This window comes from Geodermatophilus telluris, from assembly GCF_900102745.1.
In the GTDB taxonomy this organism is placed as follows: Bacteria; Actinomycetota; Actinomycetes; order Mycobacteriales; family Geodermatophilaceae; genus Geodermatophilus; species Geodermatophilus telluris.
This window is the reverse complement of record NZ_FMZF01000002.1, coordinates 711,071-729,975: the sequence shown is the minus strand read 5'-3', so window position 1 is coordinate 729,975 and position 18,905 is coordinate 711,071. Positions and strand designations below refer to the sequence as shown.

Below are 18,905 nucleotides of genomic sequence, written 5' to 3'. Positions count from 1 at the left end.
GGGGCCCCACCGCGACCGCCTCCCTGGAGGGGCCAAGCCCCGGCGTCGACGACTCTGGTCACCGGCCACACCGTCGGCTCCGGAGACGCATCGTGGCAGTCGGAGACGAATGGTGTCGATGCCCTTCGCCCCGCCGCAACCGGATCAGTCGTGGTCGGTTCGGCGGGGGGCGGCGCGGACGTGGATGCGTTCCCCCTGGCGGCCGAGGAGGCTGAGAGTCTCCACTGGCTGGTCGTCGGCCGGACCGAACCAGTGCGGCAGCCGGGTGTCGAACTCGGCGACCTCGCCGGGGCCCAGGGTGAGGTCGTGGTCGCCAAGGATCAGTCGCACCCGTCCGGCCAGCACGTAGAGCCATTCGTAGCCCTCATGGGTGCGCAGCTCGGGCTCGCCGAGCTCGGGCGGGATGATCGTCTTCCACGCCTGCAGCCCGCCGGGGTTGCGGGTCAGCGGCACGACGATGCGGCCGTTGCGCCGCCGCGGGATGAAGCGCACCCGGGGATCGCCGACCTCGCGGGCGCCGATCAGCTCCTCCAGCGGGATCCGGTGCGCCTGCGCGATCGGCAGCAGCAGCTCCAGGCTGGGCTTGCGCTGCCCGGCCTCCAGCCGGGACAGCGTGCTCTTGGAGATGCCGGTGGCGGCGGCCAGCTGGGTCAGGGTGATGTCGCGCTGGGTGCGCACCCGCTTCAGCCGTGGCCCCCACCTCGGCCAGCGCCGCCGCGATCGCCGCCGAGTGCCGCATGCCGGCCAGCCCACCAGCGCTTCCCGGAAATGGCAACGATCGTTGTCGGGATCGGGCGGCCCCGCGAACCTTCGCCGCGGAGGTGATCGTCATGGAGGCGAAGGTTCACGACCTGGTGGTGGTCGGCGGCGGCGCGGCCGGCCTGAGCGCAGCATTGGTGCTCGGGCGCTATGTCGATCCCGGCGCGGGCCGGGTCACCTTCGCCAAGTCTTACGCCGACTGGTCCGAACGGCAGGTGTGGGCCCCGGGGACGGTCCTCGCAATGCGGCTCGCCGCCCGCTCCGTGCCCTTCGGTGACGTGCCGCTGCGATCACTCCGCCGCTCGCACATCGAGGGCTGGGCCAAGGGCATGGTCAACCGCAGGCTCGCCGCCGGAACGGTGCACACCCGGATGAACAACGTCCGCGCCGTCCTACGTGGCGCCGTCGCGGACAAGCTCATCCCGACCGATCCCAGCATCGGGGTGGCGCTTCCCCGCCGCCGTCGTCCTCAGGCGGCCATGACGCTGCCCACGGCGGCGCAGGTGGGCGCCATCCTCGACGCTGCCGACCCGGCCTTCCGCCCGTTCGTCGCGCTGTGCGCGTTCGCCGGGCTCCGGCTCGGTGAGGCCGCCGGGCTGCGGGTGGAGGACGTCGACTTCCTGCGCCGCACCGTCACCGTCACCCGCCAGGTGCAGCGGGCCAGCCGCGGCCAGGTCGAGGTCCGGCCGCCCAAGTACGGCAGCGAGCGGGTCGTGTTCCTGGCACCCGGATTGGTCGAGATGCTGGCCGCGCACGTCGCCGGGCAGGACCGGGGCGGCGGCTGGATGTTCACCGGAGAAGGTGATCAGCCGCCGCACCAGAACACCGTCGGCCACCGCTGGCGCACCGCCACCGCGGCCGCCGGGGTCTCCGGTCTGCGGCTGCACGACCTCCGGCACTTCTACGCCTCGGGGCCGATCGCCGCCGGCTGCGACATCGTCACGGTGCAGCGCGCCCTCGGCCACTCCTCCGCGACGACCACCCTGTCGACCTACTCGCACCTGTGGCCGAGCGCCGAGGACCGGACGCGCGCCGCCGCCCAGGCGCTGCTCGCCGAGTCACGCGGCCCGGAGGCTGACCGGAGCCGTACCGAAGATCGCTGACGGATGAGGCGCTCGACCTCCAGCACCCGTCTGCCGCGCCCCCAACCGACGGAGTGCGCCTGCTCTCAGGGGTTCCCAGCGGCTGTCGCCGGGGCCGCGGAGGCCTGGAAGTCAAAATCCTGTTGACTGGGTGTTGACTGGCGGACCCTCACCAGCCGCTGAGCTGCGGAAACAGGCCAGATCACACGTTGAAGCGGAACTCCACGACGTCGCCGTCGGCCATGACGTAGTCCTTGCCCTCGATGCGCACCCAGCCGCGGGACTTGGCCTCGGTCATCGAGCCGGCCTCCACCAGCTGGTCGTAGGAGACGACCTCGGCCTTGATGAAGCCGCGCTGGAAGTCGGTGTGGATGACACCGGCGGCCTGGGGCGCGGTGGCGCCGACCGGGATGGTCCAGGCGCGCGCCTCCTTGGGGCCCGCCGTCAGGTAGGTCTGCAGGCCGAGGGTGCGGAAGCCGACGCGGGCCAGCTGGTCGAGGCCCGGCTCGCTCTGCCCGATCGACTCGAGCAGCTCGGCGGCCTCCTCGGCGGGCAGCTCGGTGAGCTCGGCCTCGGTCTTGGCGTCGAGCAGGATCGCCTCGGCCGGCGCGACCAGCTCGCGCAGCTCCGCGATGAGCTCCTCGTTGGCCAGCTCGTCGGCGTCGACGTTGAAGACGTAGAGGAACGGCTTGGTGGTCAGCAGCGTCAGCTCGCGCAGCGGCGCGGGGTCCACGCCGGCGGCGAACAGCGTCTGCCCGGTGTTGAGCACCTCGACGGCGGCCTGCGCGGCCGACAGCAGCGCGGCGCGCTCCTTGTCCTTCCGCGACTCCTTCTCCAGCCGCGGGATGGCCTTCTCCAGCGTCTGGAGGTCGGCGAGGACGAGCTCGGTGTTGATCGTCTCGATGTCGTCGCGGGGCGAGACCTTGCCCTCCACGTGCACGACATCGGGATCGGTGAACACGCGGATCACCTGGCAGATCGCGTCGCTCTCGCGGATGTTGGCGAGGAACTTGTTGCCCAGTCCCTGCCCCTCGCTGGCGCCGCGCACGATGCCGGCGATGTCCACGAACGACACCGTCGCGGGCACCACCTTCTGCGAGCTGAACAGCTCGGCCAGCCGGCCCAGCCGCTCGTCGGGCACACCGACGACGCCGACGTTCGGCTCGATCGTGGCGAAGGGGTAGTTGGCCGCCAGGACGTCGTTCTTGGTCAGCGCGTTGAACAGCGTCGACTTGCCGACGTTGGGCAGCCCGACGATCCCGATGGTGAGACTCACGGGAGTCCAGCCTACGGGTCGCCCGCGCGGGCGGACGACGAACGGTGGGCGCCTGCCGGCGGGGATGAAACACGTGCGACGCTCGTCACACCACCGAGACGAGGAGGTCCCGTGACCCTGACGACGACGCCGCGGCACGCCACCGCCACCGGCCCGCTCCCCGAGCACGTCCGCGTCGCGGTCGTGGGCAGCGGCTTCTCCGGCATCGGCACCGCCGTGGCCCTGCTGCGGGCCGGCGTGGACGACTTCGTCGTCCTCGAGCGGGCCGCGGGCCTCGGTGGCACGTGGCGGGACAACGACTACCCGGGCGCGGCCGTCGACGTGCCGAGCCACCTCTACTCCTTCTCCTTCGCGCTGAAGCGGGACTGGTCGCACGTCTACTCCCGGCAGCCGGAGATCCAGCGGTACCTGGAGCAGGTCGCCGCCGACCACGGCGTCCTCCCCCACCTGTACTGCGACACCGACGTCGTGTCCGGCCGGTGGGACGACGACGCGCTGGTCTGGCGTCTGCAGACCTCGCGCGGCGACCTCACCGTAGACGTCGTCGTCAGCGGTGCCGGCGGACTCGTCGAGCCGCACCTCCCCGACGTGCCCGGCACCGAGACCTTCCAGGGCCCGTCGTTCCACTCGGCCCGCTGGGACCACTCCGTCGACCTCGCCGGCAAGCGGGTCGCCGTCGTGGGCACCGGCGCCTCGGCCGCGCAGTTTGTGCCGGAGCTGCAGAGGACGGCGGCGGAGGTGGTCGTCTTCCAGCGCACGCCGCCGTGGGTGCTCCCGCGCCGGGACCGCGCCTACTCCGAGCGCGAGCACCGGCTGCAGGCCCGGGTGCCGGGTCTCCTGCGGCTGGCGCGCGGCGGCCAGTACGTCGTCCGCGAGGCCCGCCTCGGCGTGTGGACCGGCGCCGGCCGGTTGCGGCGGCTCTTCGAGGGGCAGGCGCTCGGGTTCCTGGAGCAGCAGGTCCCCGACCCGGAGCTGCGCGCCCGGCTCACGCCCGACTACGCCCTGGGCTGCAAGCGGGTGGTCGTCAGCGACGACTACCTGGCCTCGCTCGCGCAGCCGAACGTCGAGGTGGTCGCCGCGCCGGTCACCGCGGTCCGACCGCACGCCGTGGTCGCCGCCGACGGCACCGAGCACGAGGTCGACGTGATCGTCTGGGGCACCGGGTTCCGCGTCATGGACATCCCGCTGGGACACCGGCTGGTCGGCCGCGAGGGCCGGACGCTGCGCGAGGAGTGGGACCGCTCCGGCGTCCAGGCGCACCGTGGCACCACCGTCGCGGGCTTCCCGAACCTGTTCCTGCTGCTCGGGCCGAACACCGCGCTCGGGCACACCTCCGTGGTGATCATGATCGAGGCGCAGATCGGCTACGTCGTCGAGGCGCTGCGGCGGGTGGAGGAGGCCGGCGCCGGCGCGATCGAGGTGCGCCGGTCGGCACAGGACGCCTACAACGCGCGCCTGCAGGAGGAGCTCACCGGCACCGTGTGGAACGCCGGCGGCTGCCGCTCCTGGTACCGCGACGAGCAGGGTCGCAACTTCACCCTCTGGCCGACCCGCACCTCGGTGTTCCTGCGGCTGATGCGGCGCTTCGACGCGGACTCCTACGAGCTGCGCAGCCCGCGCCGCGTCCCCGTCCCCGTCGCCGTCCCCGCCTGACCCACCCCTGGAGAGCCCTCCCCCATGCGCACCCGTTCCCTCGCCGCCGCCGGCGCCCTCACCGTCGCGGCCGGCGCCCTCGTCGCCCGCCGCCGCGCCGCCGGCCGCGAACGCAGCCCCGTCCCGCCGCCGGCCCCGCTGCCGCGGGGGCGCGTCCGGACCGTGACCACCGAGGACGGCGTCGACCTGCACGTCGAGGTGTCCGGGAGCGAGCAGCCGACGGCGACCGTCGTCCTCGCGCACGGCTACGTGCAGTCCTCCCGCCTGTGGGCCGGGCAGGTCCACGACCTGCTCGACGCCCGGCCGGACCTCGCCGTGGTCACCTACGACCACCGCGGCCACGGGGCGTCCGGGTCGACGACGCGGGACCGCGCCACCATCGAGCAGCTCGGCCGCGACCTGGCACAGGTCCTCGAGCAGGTCGTGCCCGACGGGCCGGTGGTCCTCGGTGGCCACTCCATGGGCGGCATGACACTCATGGCCCTGGCCGAGCAGCGCCCCGAGCTGTTCGGCGACCGGGTGGCCGGCGTCGCCTTCGTCGGCACCAGCTCCGGCGGGCTCGACGCGGTCACCTACGGGCTGCCGGCGCCGCTGGCCCGCGTGGTCAAGAAGGCGCTGCCGGTGCTCAACGAGCGCGCGGTGACGGCGGAGCTGGCGGGGAGGAAGCGGGCGGTCGGGAAGGCCGACATGTGGCTCGTCTTCGGCGGCGCCGCCGACCCCGCCGACGTGCGGACCACCATCGAGGTGCACCGCGGCACCACGGCCGAGACGGTGGCCGCCTTCCTGCCCACCTTCTCCGACCACGACCGGCTGACCGCACTGAGCGCCCTCACCGACGTGCCGGTGCTGATCGCCGTCGGGGACGCCGACCGGCTCTGCCCCGTCGAGCACAGCCGCGCGCTGGCCGAGGCGCTCCCCACCGCCGAGCTCGCCGTCTACCCTGGCGCCGGGCACATGGTCCAGCTGGAACGCCGTCCCGAGGTCAGCCGCCAGCTGCTCGCGCTCGTCGAGCGGGCCCTCGCCGCGCCCGGGGCGCCGGTCCCTGCGGAGCACACAGCCTGAGCGACCCGGTCGGGGTGGTCGCGCGGGCGTCTCGGTCGGTGCTCAGGCGGCGGGTTGCAGCAGCGGTGGCGGCACGCCGATCTCGGTGCCGTCGGGTCGCCAGGTCCGCCACCGCCCGTCCGGTTGTCGCTCGACGCGGAAGCCGTGGTGGACCTTGGTGTGGTGCCGCTCGCACAGCAGCGCCGAGTTCTGCAGGTTGGTCTCGCCGCCGTCGAGCCAGTGCACCAGAGAAAGGACCCCTCCGCCCCCTCACCGCTCGCAAGCTCGCGGTGGGCCCCTGCGGAGGGGCCACACCGGTTGGCCAGGCGGTGTTCGCGGCCGAGGTCGAGCGGTGCGCCGTCGGGGCCGAAGACCACGCGGGAGACGGTGCTGTCGCAGGCCAGCCAGCGGGCTCTCGCGGCGGAGACGACCGCGCCGAACCCCATCCGGGCGGCCTCCGGGCCGGTGGCGGTGCCGGCGAGGTCGTCGAGGTCGATCACCGCGGCGATGTGCGGCTTGACCGTGCGCAGCACCGGCAGACCGCCGGCGGCCAGCGTGGTGTCGCACAGCCGGGTGTCAGCGCGGTGGCCGCCACGGCGACCTGCTCGGCGGTGACCAGGCCGGCCTCGTGGGCCTCGGCCAGCGCCGGCAAGTGCGCCAGCACCCGCCCGTTGCCCACGATGCGGGCGGCCGCGGCAGGCGAGAGCCGGCAGTGCCCGGCCAGCCACGACCGCATCGACCTCAGTCCGTCGCGCTCGGCCGCCTGGGACAGCTCGGCGGCCCGCACCCGGCGGGCCAACAACGCGTCGATCCGGTTGCGCTCGGCGACCAGCGCGGCGACGTCGTCCAGCACGTCACCGGTCGACCCGTCACCCGAACACACGTACGAAGTCCAGCCGATCCGACGGGCGGCTGCAGGACGAATCCGCAGGTCAGCGGCTCGTCCACAGATCCGCGCCACCGTGCGCCAGCCGCGACCAGGGGTCAGCGCGACCGGTCGTAGCCGAAGAAGCCGCGCTTCTTGATCAGTGTCGCCACCTGCGCCGGCACCATCGCCTCCCAGCCGGTGTCGTCGGTGGGGATCCGCCGGAGCACGTCCCGGCTGAGGATCGGCAGGTAGTCCGCCTGGTGGTCGAGGCCGACGAAGCTGCCGCGCCGGTGGAGGTAGTCGAACAGCGGCCGCAGCTGCTCGGCCACCTCGGCCGTCTCGACCGTGACCACCCGGCTGTCGCGCAGCATCGGGTAGACGAACAGCCGCAGGTCGTTCTTGAACAGGCGCCCGAAGCTCTCCAGGATCCCGCCGGGCAGGTCGGCGTGCGCGGCCTCGTCGAACAGCTCGAGCAGGCTGGGCACCCCCATGACCATCCCCAGCCGGCCGTCGGTGCGCCAGGCGAGGTAGGCGGCCAGCCGGTGGTAGGCCAGGTAGTCCGAGATCAGCACCGGCAGGCCACAGGCGGCCAGCAGGTCGGCGCGGGCGAGGAAGTCCCGCCGGTCGACGACGTCCCCGCCGGCGCGGAGGTTGGCCATGGTGAGCTCGGTGAGCACGAGCACCTCGCGCTCGGCGACCGCCGGGTCCTGCTCGAACGCCGTCCGGGCCGCCTCGAGCATGTCGATGTTGACCACGGTCGGCGGGCGGAAGCTGCCGCGCTCGACCAGGATCGCCTTCTTCCGCAGCGCCTCGCTGGGCTGCAGCACCCGCCGGTCGGGACCGAACATCGCCGCACCGGAGAGCCCGACCTGCACGAGCTTGAGCGCCATCAGCCGGTTGTCGACCATCCGGAACTCGATGCCGCTCATCTCCAGCAGGTCGATCTCGATGCGGCCGGGGGTCAGCCGGTCGAGCAGGCTCTCCACGAGCCGGTCGGGTTCGTGGTGCTGGAAGAAGGCGGCGTGCAGGAGGTTCACGCCGACGATGCCGAGTGCCTCCTGCTGCTGCGGCGCCTCGTCGTCGAGCATCCGCACGTGGATGACGACCTGGCTGGGTTCGTCGCGCGGGTGCGCCTGGAACTTCACGCCCATCCAGCCGTGGCACTCGTTGCCCCCGCGGTAGCTGCGGGCCACGACGGTGTCGGCGAAGGCGAAGAAGGAGGTGTCGTCGCCGCGCTGGTCGCCGAGCCGGTCGATGTTGAGCTGCAGCTCGCGGTCGAGCATCGCCTGCAGCCGGCCCTGGGAGACGTAGCGGTCGGCCTTGCCGTAGACGGCGTCGCTCACCGCCATGTCGTAGGCCGACATCGACTTGGCCACCGTGCCCGCCGCGCCCCCGGCCCGGAAGAACCAGCGGGCCACCTCCTGGCCGGCCCCGATCTCGGCGATGGTGCCGTACCAGCGCAGGTCCAGGTTGACCTGCAGGGCCTTCTGCAGGGTGTCGACACCAGCGTCCATGGAGCACCTCCGGGTGCGGTCCGGGTGCTGCGCGAGCGTAGCGGCGGGTGACCCGGGTCACCCGCGGGTGGCCGACACCGCGATCAGCGGCGTCCCCGGCACGAGGCTGCGCGGCGGCTGCGGGTCGAGGCCGGCCTCGGCCAGCTGCCGGACCAGGGAGTCGGCGTCGGGCAGCTGCATGTCGCCGTCCTGGGCGCGGAGCAGCAGGTCCATGTGCCGGCTGAACAGCTGCGGGGCGGCGGCGGTGGTGACCACGAGCAGCGTGCCGCCGGGGGCCAGGAGGCCGGCGACCGCCCGCAGCAGCGGCACCCGCTCGGCCGGAGGCAGGTAGTAGACGACGTTGGCCAGCAGGGCGAGGTCGAAGGGCTCGGCGAGCGCGCCGGCCGGTCCCGTCGCGAGCGCGGTCCGGACGTCGACCGCCTCGACGGTCGCCCGGTCGGCGAGCCCGCGCTCCCGCAGGGTCCGGGCGGCCAGGGCGGCGGCCTCGGCGTCGACGTCCACCCCGACCCCCGAGGCCGCGGGCGCCGCCTCCAGCATGCCGGCGAGCTGCAGCCCGGCACCGCAGCCGACGTCGAGCACCCGGCGCGGGCGCCGCTCGGCGACGGTCCGCACGAGCAGGTCGTGCACGAACACGTCGAAGCCGGCGCTCATCCGGGCGATGACCTCGCCCCGCTCGGCGACGTCCCGCCGCCGCGTCCCGCCGGCGAGCACCGCGCGCAGCCCGCGGTAGAGGTCGGTGTGGAAGCCGCCGAAGCCCTGGTAGGAGGCCCGGACGAGGTCGTCCCCGACGACGGCGCGCCCGGCCCGGCCCAGCCGCCACCCGGCGCCGTCCCCGTCGACGAGCCGGACCACGGCCGCCACGCGCAGGAAGGCCTCCAGCAGCGCGGGCTCGGTGACACCGGTGCGACGGGCGAGCTCGGCGGTGCCCGCGGGCGCCCGGGCCAGCTCGTCGAGCACCCCGGTGTCGAGCGCGGCGCTGACGACCTGCAGGCGCAGGGCGGCCTGCCCGTCCTGCGCGGCACGCCACCGCGCACGGGCGTCGCCGGTCCGCAGCAGCTCGAGCAGCGCGCGGGGGCTGATCAGCCGGGCCATGCGGTCACCCTGTCGGCCGCCGGGGCGGGCGACCAGGGTTCCTAGCGCGAGCCGGGGCCGGGCAGCAGGCCGCGCTCGACCGCGACCATCACCGCCCGGGTGCGGTCGTCCACGCCGAGCTTGGCGAACACCCGCAGCAGGTGGGTCTTCACCGTGGCCTCGCCGATGAACAGCTCCCGGCCGATCTCGGCGTTGGTCAGCCCGCGCGCCACCCCGGCCAGCACCTCCAGCTCCCGCGGGGTGGGCTCCTCGGGGGCCGGTGCGCGCATGCGGGACACCAGCCGGGCGGCCACCGGGGGCGCGAGCACGGTCTCCCCCCGGGCGGCGGCACGGACGGCGTCGGCCAGCTGCGGCAGCGGCGCGTCCTTGAGCAGGTAGCCGGTGGCCCCCGCCGCGACGGCGCGCAGGATGTCGGCGTCGGTGTCGTAGGTGGTGAGCACCAGCACCCGCACGTCGGGGTGCGTGGCGGCGAGCCGCTCGGTCGCGGTGACGCCGTCCACCCGCGGCATCCGCAGGTCCATGAGGACGACGTCCGGCGCGGTGGACGCCACCAGCGCCAGCGCCTCCTGCCCGTCGCCGGCCTCCCCGACGACGTCGAGGTCGGGCTGCGCCGCCAGCCAGCCGACCAGCCCGCCGCGCACCACCGGGTGGTCGTCGACCACCAGCACCCGGATGCTCACGACCCCGGCACCCGCACGGTCACCCGGGTGCCCGCGCCCGGCGCCGAGGCGACGTCGACCTCGCCACCCACCTGCGCCACCCGACCGCGCAGCCCCTCCAGACCCGACGCGGCCACCGCCGACGGGTCGAAGCCCACGCCGTCGTCCTCCACGTGCACCGACACCTGCGGGCCCACCCGCGCCAGCCGCAGCACCACGGCCGTGGCCCCCGCGTGCCGGCGGACGTTGGTCAGCGCCTCCTGCGCCCCGCGCAGCAGGACCACCTCCTCGTCGGTGCGCAGCGCCGGCACGCCGTCGAGCGCGCCGGTGTCCACCCGCACCGCCAGCCCCGTCTCCCGCGCGAAGCGGGACGCCAGCCGCTGCAGCGCCTCGACCAGCGTCGACCCGTCGAGGGCCACCGGCCGGAACGCCGCCACCACCGCCCGGGCCTCCGCCAGGTTGTCGCGCGCGACCTCCTCGATCACCGACAGCCGCTCGCGGGCGGCGTCGGGGTCGGCGGCGAGCAGCGCGGCGGCGGTCTGCGCCTGCACCACGATCGAGGTGTAGCCCTGCGCCAGCGTGTCGTGCACCTCCCCCGCCAGCCGCTCCCGCTCGGCGAGCACCCCGCGCTCGCGCTCGGCGGTGGCCAGCTCCGAGCGGGTGCGCCGGAGCTGCTCGATGAGGTCGGCCCGCTCCGCGCTCTGCCGCAGCACGTGGCTGATCCACAGCCCGAGCGCCAGGCTGAACGCCAGGCTGACCACCGACTCGCGCAGGACCTCCAGCGTGGTACCGCCGGCCACCGCCCCGGAGACCGGGCCGACCGCGCTGGCCACGGCCAGCAGCACCGTCCAGGCCACTCCGGTCAGCCGGCCCTGCACCACGAACCAGACCTGCGGGTAGGCCAGGAAGAGCAGGAACAGCAGCCCCGGCGCCAGCCGGCCCAGCAGCCCGAAGGCGACCACCACGACGACGAGGTGGACCAGCGCCCGCCGCGGGTGCCCGCCCGCCACCGCCGGCCCGCCGGCGAGGACGTAGGACAGCGCCAGCACCGCCAGGACGGCGAGCACCGGCCCCTGCTCCACGGGCGCGGTCACCTCGCCGGAGAGCACGCTGGCCACCGCCAGCGTCCAGACCGCCGCCGAGATGACGTGCATCCCGACGACGGTGGCGCGCCACCCTCGGGCGGACAGCGGCTCGCCGCCCTCGTCCCCGGCGGCGGGGACGAGGACGGCGGCCAGCCGGCGGCGGGCGGTGCTCACGCCGTCCGGCGCCAGCGGAACGTGCGGGCGCAGACCACGAGACCGACGACCACCCACGCGGCCAGCACGAGGGCGGTGGTCCCGTGCTCCCAGCTGCCCGCGGGCTCGGCCGCGGCCGCGGCGTCGGGCAGGAACACCGACCGCATGCCCTGCACCAGCCACTTCAGCGGGAAGACCGCGGCCACCTCCTGCATCCACGAGGGCAGCTCGGAGAAGACGAAGAACACCCCGGAGAAGAACTGCAGGACGACGGCGAACGCGCTGATCCCGTTGCCCACCGCGCGGCTGCTGCCCGCCGACGCCACCGCGGTGCCGAGCACCGTGCCGGCCACCGCCCCGAGCAGCACCACCCAGGCGAAGGTCAGCCAGCGGCCGACGCCGGTGGGCAGCGACACGTCGTAGACGGTGGCGGCCACGGTGAGCAGCACCGCCAGCTGCAGCACCGTCGTCACCAGCACCTGGCCGGCCTTGCCGAGGAAGTAGCCCAGCGGCGGGGTGCCGATGACCTGCAGGCGGGCCAGGTCGCCGCGCTCGCGCTCCTCGGCCAGCGCCGTGCCCACCGCCTGGAAGCTGGTCAGCATGATCCCGGTGGCGGCGATCCCGGCGAGGAAGTACTGCGCGAACGGCACGCCGCCGGGCCGGTCCTCGCCGGCGAACACCGACGCGAAGATCACCAGCATCACGATCGGGTAGGCGAAGGAGAACACCACCTGCGCCGGGTCGCGGACGAACAACCGCAGCTCCAGGCCGGTGCGGGCCAGGCCGATGGCCAGTGCCGACGGCGGCGCCGGGCGGGTCGTCGCGGGGGTCAGGACGGCGGTCATCGGGTCTCTCCCTCGGGGGTGGCGCCGACCAGGGACAGGTACACGTCCTCCAGGCCGGGGCGGGTGACGGTCAGGCCGGGCACCTCGCCGGCCGGGTGCGCGGCGAGCAGGTCGCGGAGCACGGCGGCCGGCTCGGGGGTGCGCACCTCGCGGGTCGCGCCGTCCTCGGTCCAGCGCACGGTGGCCACCCGCCGCAGCTGCGCACCGAGCTCGCCGGGCGGAGCGACGTCGACCAGCCGCCCGTCGGCCAGGACGCCGACCCGGTCGGCGAGCTCGGCGGCCTCGTCGAGGTAGTGCGTGGTGAGCACCACGGTCGTCCCGCCGGCCCGCAGGCCGCGGACGAGGTCCCAGAACCGCCGGCGGGCCACCGGGTCCATGCCGGTGGTGGGCTCGTCGAGGAACAGCAGCTCCGGGCGGCCCTGCACGCCGAGCGCCACCTCCAGCCGGCGCCGCTGGCCGCCGGAGAGCCGCGCCACCCGGGTGCCCGCGGCCTCGGGAAGGCCCACCGCGGCGAGCAGCTCGGCGGTGGGCCGGGCGGTGCCGTGGTAGCGGGCGAAGTGGTCGAGCGTCTCGCGCACGGTGAGCGCGTCGCCGACGCCGGTGCTCTGCGCGACCACGCCGATCCGGTCGCGCCAGCCCCGCCCCGCCGTCGCCGGGTCCTCGCCGAGGACGGTGACCTCGCCGCCGTCGCGCCGGCGCACGCCCTCGAGCACCTCGACGGTGGTCGTCTTGCCCGCCCCGTTGGGCCCGAGCAGGGCGAAGACCTCGCCGCGGCGGACGTCGAGGTCCACGCCGTCGACCACGGCGCGGCCGCCGTACCGCTTGACCAGCCCGCGCACGCGGACCGCCGGGTCCTGCCCGACCGGCACCGGGACCGGCGCCACCTGGATCGCTGTCATGGCCCCAGCCTGGCCGGTCGCGGCGTCCACCGGGACGCCCGTTCCGTGGGTCCGCCGTCCACCGGTCGGTGGACGCTGCCGGTCAGCCGCCGAGCACCGGCCGGCCGGCCAGCGCCGAGACGACCGCCACGGCGGGCTCCCAGTAGCGCGCGTAGTGGTACGGGTCGGCGTTGCGCTGGGTGCGGTGCGCGGCGATGGTCGGCTCCAGCGACGCCCAGCCGGGCACCTCCAGCAGCGCCCGGAAGAAGTTGGTCGCGCTGGTGGTGGGGTCCATCCGGTCGGCGTAGGAGCCCCAGGCGCCGTTGTCCCGCTGCTGGAACAGCCCGCGGGAGTCCGGGCCGGCGGCGTCGCCGCGGTCGAGCACCCGCAGGGAGGACTCCCCCATCGCGGTCATCACGCCGACGACCTGCGCGCAGGTGTCCAGCCCGAGCGCCTCGGCGGCGTTGACGATCGCCGCGGCGTTGGCCAGCTGCTCGGCGCCGTACCCGGCGACCGGTCCGTCCGGGACCGCGGCGGGGTCGACCCGCACGGCGGGCCCGGCGGCGGCGCACTCGGCCGACCGCGGCGGCTCGGCGGTCACCGAGCGGACCACCAGCACGGCCGCGAGCAGCACCAGGACGCCGGCGACCAGCGCGACGACCCTCCGCTGCCGGGACGCGACCTGCCGGGGCACCTGCACGACCCGTCCAACGGACGGCGGCGCGCGAGGGTCCCCACCGGCTACTGGACGGGGGCGTCGGGCGGGGGCAGCGAGACCTGCAGCTGCCCGTCGACCGACGTCACGCCCTCGACGGCCAGCAGGCTCCGGCGGGCGTCGGCCGGGGCGCGGCCGGTGATGACGCCGACCGAGCCGAGCACCCGCTCGACCTCCATGCCGGAGTCGCGCAGCGCCTGCGCCACCGTCTCGACCTGGGCCAGGTGGCCGTCGTCGACGGTGACGCTGACCGGCGTCAGCGGGAGGGCCATGGCGGGAGGCTACGCCCCGCCGGCCCCCTCCTGGGGCGCCAGCGCCAGCCCGCTGCCCACGTCGACCGACGGCTCGCCCAGCCGCTGCGCCGCCTGGGTGAGCGTGGCCCACAGCTCGTAGCCGCGCCGCCCGGTGGCCTCGGCCCACAGCGCGGCGACCCCCGCGACGTGCGGGGTGGCCATGCTGGTGCCGCTGATCGTGTTGTAGCGCTCGGGCATCGGCCAGGTGGAGAGCACGTCCACGCCGGGCGCGGCGACGTCGACCTCGCCGCCGGGTGAGGGCAGGCTCCGCGCGGAGAACCAGGCCACCGTCAGCGCCGGGTCGAGCGCGCCCACCGCGAGGACCTCCACGCTGTTGGCCGGCGCGCCGACGAAGCCGAACTCGCCCGACCGGCGGTCGGCGTTGTTGCCGGCCGCGGCCACGATCAGCGAGCCCTGCTGCAGCGCCCGCCGCCCGGCCGCGGAGTAGGGCGGGTGGGCCTCGGCCACGTCGGCGCCCAGCGACATCGAGATCACCGCGCAGCCGTTGGCCACCGCCCAGTCGATGCCGGCCAGGATGCCGCCGTCGTCCCCGCTGCCCTCGTCGCCGAGCACCTTGCCCACGTACACCTCGGCCTCCGAGGCGATCCCGTAGCGCGGGCCGCCCGGGGGCGTGCGCGGCCCGCAGGAGGTGCCCACGCAGTGGGTGCCGTGACCGTGCCCGTCCTGCGCGGTCTCCCCGGGCACGAAGGACTCCGCGGTGATCGTGCGGCCGGCGAAGTCGGGGTGCTCGAGGTCCAGCCCGGTGTCGAGGACGGCGACCCGGATGCCGCTGCCGGTGTACGGGGACGTCGTCGCCCGCACGGCCTGCACGCCCCAGGTCGCGGTCGCGGTGTCCTGGAACAGCGGCGGGGCCGCGGTGCCGTCCTCGCCCGCGCCGCCGAGCACCCGCCCGGCGAGGTCGGCGACGCCGTCGCGGTAGCCCCGCACGTACCCGGCGGTGTCCTCCGGCAGCACCCGGTGCACCAGCTCCGGCGACACCGACAGCACCGGCCGCGCCGCGGCGCGCAGCGCGCCGACCTGGTCGGGGCCGGCGGCGACGACCGCGATGCCCAGCCGCGCGAACACGGTGGCGCCGGCCTCGCGCAGCGTCTGCGCCGGCACCCGCCCGGCGGCGAAGTCGCGGGAGTCGGCCACGTCGGTGATGCCGGCCGCCGACCAGTCGACCTGCAGGTCGTCGCGGTCGGCGAAGACGACGACCTGGCGCCCGGTGGTCCGGACGGGCGGCCTCGGGCCCGGGCCGCGGCGGGTCGGTGGATCGATCACGGTGTCCCCCTCGTCCCCGCCGGCCGGAGCACCGGCGGATGGTCGGCAGTCTGTCGGGAGGAGGTGACAGCGCGCACCCGGACGGCGGCGACGGCGACGTCCGGAAACCGCCAGTCACCGCTCCTGCGTGCTGTCATGCTCGATCCCGTGACCGCCTCCCTGGACGCCGAGCGCTGCTACCGCGCGGTCGCCAGCCGGGACGCCCGCTTCGACGGCTGGTTCGTCACCGCCGTCCGCACCACGGGCATCTACTGCCGACCCTCCTGCCCGGCGCGCACCCCCGCCGCGGCCAACGTCTGCTTCTTCGGCACCGCCGCCGGTGCGCAGGCCGCCGGCTTCCGCGCCTGCCGCCGCTGCCGCCCCGACGCCGTCCCCGGGTCGCCGGAGTGGGACGTGCGCGCCGACGTCGTCGCCCGGGCCATGCGGCTGATCGCCGACGGCGAGGTCGAGCGCACCGGCGTGCCCGGCCTGGCCGCGCGGCTGGGCTACTCCGAGCGGCAGGTGCACCGGCTGCTGGTCGGCGAGCTCGGCGTCGGCCCGCTCGCCGTCGCCCGCGCCCAGCGCGCGCAGACCGCGCGGGTGCTCGTCGAGACCACCGACCTGCCGATGACCGACGTCGCCTTCGCGGCCGGGTTCGCCAGCGTCCGGCAGTTCAACGACACCGTGCGCGAGGTGTTCGCCTGCACCCCGTCCGAGCTGCGCCTCCGGCGGCCGGGCGGCGACGGCGGGACGCCGGGCTGGCTGACCCTGCGGCTGGCCGCCCGCGCCCCGTTCGACGCCGCGGAGGTGCTGCACTTCCTGGGCGCGCACGCCGTCCCGGGCCTGGAGGAGTGGGACGGCACGACGTTCTCCCGCGTGCTGGACCTGCCCGCCGGCCCCGGCGTCGTCCGGCTCTCCCCCGCGGCCGACGGCGGCCCGGCGGTGACCGCGCGGCTGCTGCTCACCGACCTGCGCGACCTGCGCGCCGCCGTCCCCCGCTGCCGGCGGCTGCTCGACCTCGACGCCGACCCGCTCGTTGTCGACGAGGTCCTCGCCGCCGACCCGGCACTGGCCCCGCTGGTCGCCGGCGCGCCCGGCCGCCGGGTGCCCGCGTCGCCGGACGGCCCGGAGGCCGCGGCGCGCGCCGTCCTGGGCCAGCAGGTGTCGGTGGCCGGCGCCCGCACGCTCACCGCCCGCGTCGTCGCGCTCGCCGGGACGCCGCTGGCCGAGCCGGTCGGCACGCTGACCGCCGCCTTCCCGCGGCCCGAGGCGCTGGCGGGGGCCGACCTGTCGGCCGTCGGCCTCACCGGCGCCCGCCGCCGCACGCTGACCGGCCTGGCCGCCGCGCTCGCCGAGGGGCGGGTGGCCCTCGACCCCGGCTGCGACCGCGAGGAGGCCGCCCGCGACCTGCTGGCGCTGCCGGGCATCGGCCCGTGGACCGCGGCGCTGGTCGTGATGCGCGGGCTCGGCGACCCCGACGTGTGGCTGCCCGGTGACCTCGCGCTGCGCCGCGCCCTGGCCGCCGTCGGCAGCTCCGACACCGACGCCGCGACACGCTGGCGGCCGTGGCGCTCGTACGCCGCGGTGCACCTGTGGGCCCTCGCGGCGCCCACACTCTTCACCCGCCCGTCCCTCCCCGCCCCCCGCTCCCCCGCCCCCGATCGGAGTGCGTCATGACCCCGCCCGCGCGCCACGCCACCGTGGCCACCCCGCCCGGACCGTTCACCGTCGTCGTCACCACCGGGGTCGACGGGGAGGACGTCGTCCTGGCCGCCGGCTGGACCGCCGACGTCGCCGAGCTGCTGCCGGTCGTCCACCGCGCGCTGCGGCCCACCTGGGTCGAGCGCGCCGACACCCTGCCGGTGCTCGACACCGTGGCGGCCTTCGTCGACGGCGACGTCACCGCGATCGACGCCGTCCCGGTGCGGCAGCGCTCCGGCCCCTTCCTCGAGGACGCGTGGGAGGTGCTGCGCACGGTGCCCGCCGGGCAGCCCGACACCTACGCCGCCTTCGCCGCGCGCTGCGGCCGGCCGTCGGCGGTGCGGGCCGCGGCCAACGCCTGCGCCCGCAACGCCGCGGCGCTGTTCGTGCCCTGCCACCGCGTGCTCGGCTCCGACGGCGGCCTCGGCGGCTTCCGGTGGGGCACGCCGGTCAAGCGCTGGCTGCTCGACCACGAGGCGGAGCACGCCCCCGTCCCCGTCGACGCCTGACGGAGGACCCCCCTGCCCCCGCCACTCCCTCCGCTCGCGGCGGGACCCGGCAGGGGGGCCACGGCAGTGGGACGGGGCCGCCTCCCGGGAGTTGTCGGTGCGGTGTTGCACGCTGCTGTCCGTGGACGCCGCCTCCCTGCTGCTCGGCCTGCTCCTCGGGGTGCTGCTGGGGGCGGCCGTCACGCTCGGGGTCGTCGCGCTGCTGGCCCGCCGCCGGCCGGCCGACACCGGGCTCGACCCGCTGCACGAGTCGATCGACCACCTGCACCGGCTGCTCGCCGGCATGGAGCAGGCCCGGGCCACCGCCCACGGCGAGCTGCGCGAGCAGATGGGCACCGTCGGGCAGACCAGCGCGATGCTGCGCCAGGAGACCGCGGCGCTGGTCACCGCGCTGCGGACGCCGCACGTGCGCGGCCGGTGGGGCGAGGTGCAGCTGCGCCGGGTGGTCGAGGTCGCGGGCCTGCTCGAGCACTGCGACTTCGTCGAGCAGCCGTCGTCGACCAACGACGAGGGCGCCGGCGTCCGCCCCGACCTGGTCGTCACCCTGTCCGACGGGCGGCAGGTGGTCGTCGACGCGAAGGTGCCCTTCACCGGCTACATCGAGGCGGTCCAGGCCACCGACCAGGCCGTGCGGGACCAGCGGCTCGCCGCGCACGCCCGCCAGCTGCGCACCCACGTCGACCAGCTCGCCGCGCGCCGCTACCCCACCGCCTTCCGGCCGGCGGCGCCGTTCACCGTGCTGTTCGTGCCCTCCGACGGGTTCCTCACGACCGCGCTGGAGGCCGAGCCCGGGCTGCTCGAGTACGGCTTCGGCCGCGACGTCGTCATCGCGACGCCGAGCACCCTGCTGGCGCTGCTGCGCACGGTGGCCCACTCCTGGCGGCAGGAGCGGCTGGCCCGCGACGCCGACCAGGTCATCGAGGTCGGCCGCCGGCTGCACGCCCGCCTGACCACGCTGTCGGGCCACCTCACCCGGCTCGGGTCGGCGCTGGGTGCCACGCTCGCCCGCTACAACGAGACGGTCGGCTCCTACGAGCGCTCGGTGCTGGCCGCCGCCCGCCGCTTCGACGACCTCGGCGTCGCCGAGACCCCGGTGCCCACGCCCCCGGCGGTCGAGGCCGTGGTCCGCGCCCTCCGCCCCGCCGACGACCGCACCGACGACGCGGCCGACGAGCGTGACGACGACGGTGACGACATCGGGGCCGGGCACCACCCCGTCCTGGCGGTCGGCCGTCCCGCGCTGCCCGAGCGGACCCTGCTGACCGAGCGCGACCCCGCCGACGACGAGGTGCGCCCCCTGCGCTGGACCCGGGACGGCTGACCCGCCGGGGCCGGCACCCCCTCCGCCCCGGACGGCCCGTCCGTCACACCACGCACGCCCCTCACCGAGACTTGCCAAATCGACACGCAGATGTGTCGAGGTGCGACACCGGCAAACGGCCCGTCGATCCCGGTCCCGTCGCTACCGTGAGTGCCGACAGCGGCCCCGCCCGGGGCCCACCGGTCCGGACGGGGAGGT

Annotated in this window: 19 protein-coding genes; 6 read left to right on the top strand and 13 right to left on the bottom strand. The window is 75.9% G+C overall.

Annotated elements, in window-relative coordinates; genetic code table 11:
- Positions 1–144 precede the first annotated feature (144 nt).
- On the bottom strand, positions 145–678 hold the full coding sequence (locus tag BLQ97_RS08735) for a helix-turn-helix domain-containing protein (protein ID WP_245691983.1): 534 nt from the start codon (positions 676–678) through the stop codon (positions 145–147).
- An 11-nt stretch (positions 679–689) separates the two neighbouring features.
- Here BLQ97_RS08735 and BLQ97_RS08730 point away from each other — a divergent pair, with 11 nt between their 5' ends.
- The gene (locus BLQ97_RS08730; protein ID WP_245691981.1) at positions 690–1,862 is read left to right on the top strand and encodes a tyrosine-type recombinase/integrase; all 1,173 of its coding nucleotides are present in this window, start codon (positions 690–692) and stop codon (positions 1,860–1,862) included.
- 181 nt (positions 1,863–2,043) lie between these two features.
- On the opposite strand, the gene ychF is transcribed toward BLQ97_RS08730, so the two are convergent.
- Complete coding sequence (ychF, locus tag BLQ97_RS08725; RefSeq protein WP_091365168.1) at positions 2,044–3,117, bottom strand: redox-regulated ATPase YchF; 1,074 nt, start codon at positions 3,115–3,117, stop codon at positions 2,044–2,046.
- A 111-nt stretch (positions 3,118–3,228) separates the two neighbouring features.
- Here ychF and BLQ97_RS08720 point away from each other — a divergent pair, with 111 nt between their 5' ends.
- Together BLQ97_RS08720 and BLQ97_RS08715 are read left to right on the top strand one after the other, a co-directional pair.
- The gene (locus BLQ97_RS08720; protein WP_217637101.1) at positions 3,229–4,770 is read left to right on the top strand and encodes a flavin-containing monooxygenase; all 1,542 of its coding nucleotides are present in this window, start codon (positions 3,229–3,231) and stop codon (positions 4,768–4,770) included.
- 24 nt (positions 4,771–4,794) lie between these two features.
- Positions 4,795–5,832, top strand: a complete 1,038-nt coding sequence (locus tag BLQ97_RS08715; RefSeq protein WP_091365166.1) for an alpha/beta fold hydrolase — start codon at positions 4,795–4,797, stop codon at positions 5,830–5,832.
- 42 nt (positions 5,833–5,874) lie between these two features.
- Here BLQ97_RS08715 and BLQ97_RS23855 read toward each other — a convergent pair whose 3' ends face one another.
- The 11 genes from BLQ97_RS23855 to BLQ97_RS08660 form a co-directional block, all read right to left on the bottom strand.
- Positions 5,875–6,057, bottom strand: coding sequence for a hypothetical protein (locus BLQ97_RS23855; RefSeq protein ID WP_091365164.1), 183 nt, complete (start codon positions 6,055–6,057; stop codon positions 5,875–5,877).
- A gap of 250 nt (positions 6,058–6,307) precedes the next feature.
- Positions 6,308–6,694, bottom strand: coding sequence for a DUF222 domain-containing protein (locus BLQ97_RS23850; RefSeq protein ID WP_139173534.1), 387 nt, complete (start codon positions 6,692–6,694; stop codon positions 6,308–6,310).
- Positions 6,695–6,795: 101 nt separating this feature from the next.
- Entirely contained in the window at positions 6,796–8,193 is a 1,398-nt protein-coding gene (locus tag BLQ97_RS08700; RefSeq protein WP_091365161.1) for a nicotinate-nucleotide adenylyltransferase, read from the bottom strand.
- A 57-nt stretch (positions 8,194–8,250) separates the two neighbouring features.
- Positions 8,251–9,285 carry a class I SAM-dependent methyltransferase gene (locus BLQ97_RS08695; protein ID WP_091365159.1) on the bottom strand — a complete coding sequence of 345 codons (1,035 nt, stop codon included), beginning with the start codon at positions 9,283–9,285 and terminating at the stop codon, positions 8,251–8,253.
- Between the two features lie 41 nt (positions 9,286–9,326).
- Complete coding sequence (locus BLQ97_RS08690; RefSeq protein WP_091365158.1) at positions 9,327–9,965, bottom strand: response regulator; 639 nt, start codon at positions 9,963–9,965, stop codon at positions 9,327–9,329.
- Positions 9,962–11,203 carry a sensor histidine kinase gene (locus BLQ97_RS08685; protein ID WP_245691980.1) on the bottom strand — a complete coding sequence of 414 codons (1,242 nt, stop codon included), beginning with the start codon at positions 11,201–11,203 and terminating at the stop codon, positions 9,962–9,964. Before BLQ97_RS08685 ends, BLQ97_RS08690 begins: the two co-directional genes overlap by 4 nt.
- Positions 11,200–12,027: an ABC transporter permease gene (locus BLQ97_RS08680; protein WP_091365156.1), complete on the bottom strand. Its 828-nt coding sequence runs from the start codon at positions 12,025–12,027 to the stop codon at positions 11,200–11,202. Before BLQ97_RS08680 ends, BLQ97_RS08685 begins: the two co-directional genes overlap by 4 nt.
- Positions 12,024–12,926 (bottom strand): ABC transporter ATP-binding protein, encoded by a 903-nt coding sequence (locus BLQ97_RS08675; RefSeq protein ID WP_091365790.1) that lies wholly within the window; start codon positions 12,924–12,926, stop codon positions 12,024–12,026. The genes BLQ97_RS08680 and BLQ97_RS08675 overlap by 4 nt, the downstream gene beginning before the upstream one ends.
- A gap of 82 nt (positions 12,927–13,008) precedes the next feature.
- A complete protein-coding gene (locus BLQ97_RS08670) occupies positions 13,009–13,605 on the bottom strand; it encodes a hypothetical protein (RefSeq protein ID WP_091365154.1) in 597 nt (198 codons plus the stop codon).
- 41 nt (positions 13,606–13,646) lie between these two features.
- On the bottom strand, positions 13,647–13,892 hold the full coding sequence (locus tag BLQ97_RS08665) for a hypothetical protein (protein ID WP_091365152.1): 246 nt from the start codon (positions 13,890–13,892) through the stop codon (positions 13,647–13,649).
- 9 nt (positions 13,893–13,901) lie between these two features.
- The gene (locus BLQ97_RS08660) at positions 13,902–15,197 is read right to left on the bottom strand and encodes a S8 family serine peptidase (RefSeq protein ID WP_091365151.1); all 1,296 of its coding nucleotides are present in this window, start codon (positions 15,195–15,197) and stop codon (positions 13,902–13,904) included.
- A gap of 147 nt (positions 15,198–15,344) precedes the next feature.
- Here BLQ97_RS08660 and BLQ97_RS08655 point away from each other — a divergent pair, with 147 nt between their 5' ends.
- The 3 genes from BLQ97_RS08655 to BLQ97_RS08645 all read left to right on the top strand — a co-directional run bounded on the left by BLQ97_RS08655 (position 15,345) and on the right by BLQ97_RS08645 (position 18,707).
- Entirely contained in the window at positions 15,345–16,853 is a 1,509-nt protein-coding gene (locus BLQ97_RS08655) for an AlkA N-terminal domain-containing protein (protein WP_281181386.1), read from the top strand.
- Entirely contained in the window at positions 16,850–17,386 is a 537-nt protein-coding gene (locus BLQ97_RS08650) for a methylated-DNA--[protein]-cysteine S-methyltransferase (protein WP_091365147.1), read from the top strand. Before BLQ97_RS08655 ends, BLQ97_RS08650 begins: the two co-directional genes overlap by 4 nt.
- Before the next feature lie 121 nt (positions 17,387–17,507).
- Positions 17,508–18,707 carry a DNA recombination protein RmuC gene (locus BLQ97_RS08645; RefSeq protein ID WP_091365145.1) on the top strand — a complete coding sequence of 400 codons (1,200 nt, stop codon included), beginning with the start codon at positions 17,508–17,510 and terminating at the stop codon, positions 18,705–18,707.
- Positions 18,708–18,905: the final 198 nt, after the last annotated feature.

Coding starts and splice junctions, on each gene's coding strand:
- BLQ97_RS08680 (WP_091365156.1), bottom strand. CDS start 12,027: ATGACCGCCGTCCTGACCCCCGCGACGACCCGCCCGGCGCCGCCGTCG.
- BLQ97_RS08665 (WP_091365152.1), bottom strand. CDS start 13,892: ATGGCCCTCCCGCTGACGCCGGTCAGCGTCACCGTCGACGACGGCCAC.
- BLQ97_RS08650 (WP_091365147.1), top strand. CDS start 16,850: ATGACCCCGCCCGCGCGCCACGCCACCGTGGCCACCCCGCCCGGACCG.
- BLQ97_RS08700 (WP_091365161.1), bottom strand. CDS start 8,193: ATGGACGCTGGTGTCGACACCCTGCAGAAGGCCCTGCAGGTCAACCTG.
- BLQ97_RS08675 (WP_091365790.1), bottom strand. CDS start 12,926: ATGACAGCGATCCAGGTGGCGCCGGTCCCGGTGCCGGTCGGGCAGGAC.
- BLQ97_RS08715 (WP_091365166.1), top strand. CDS start 4,795: ATGCGCACCCGTTCCCTCGCCGCCGCCGGCGCCCTCACCGTCGCGGCC.
- BLQ97_RS08695 (WP_091365159.1), bottom strand. CDS start 9,285: ATGGCCCGGCTGATCAGCCCCCGCGCGCTGCTCGAGCTGCTGCGGACC.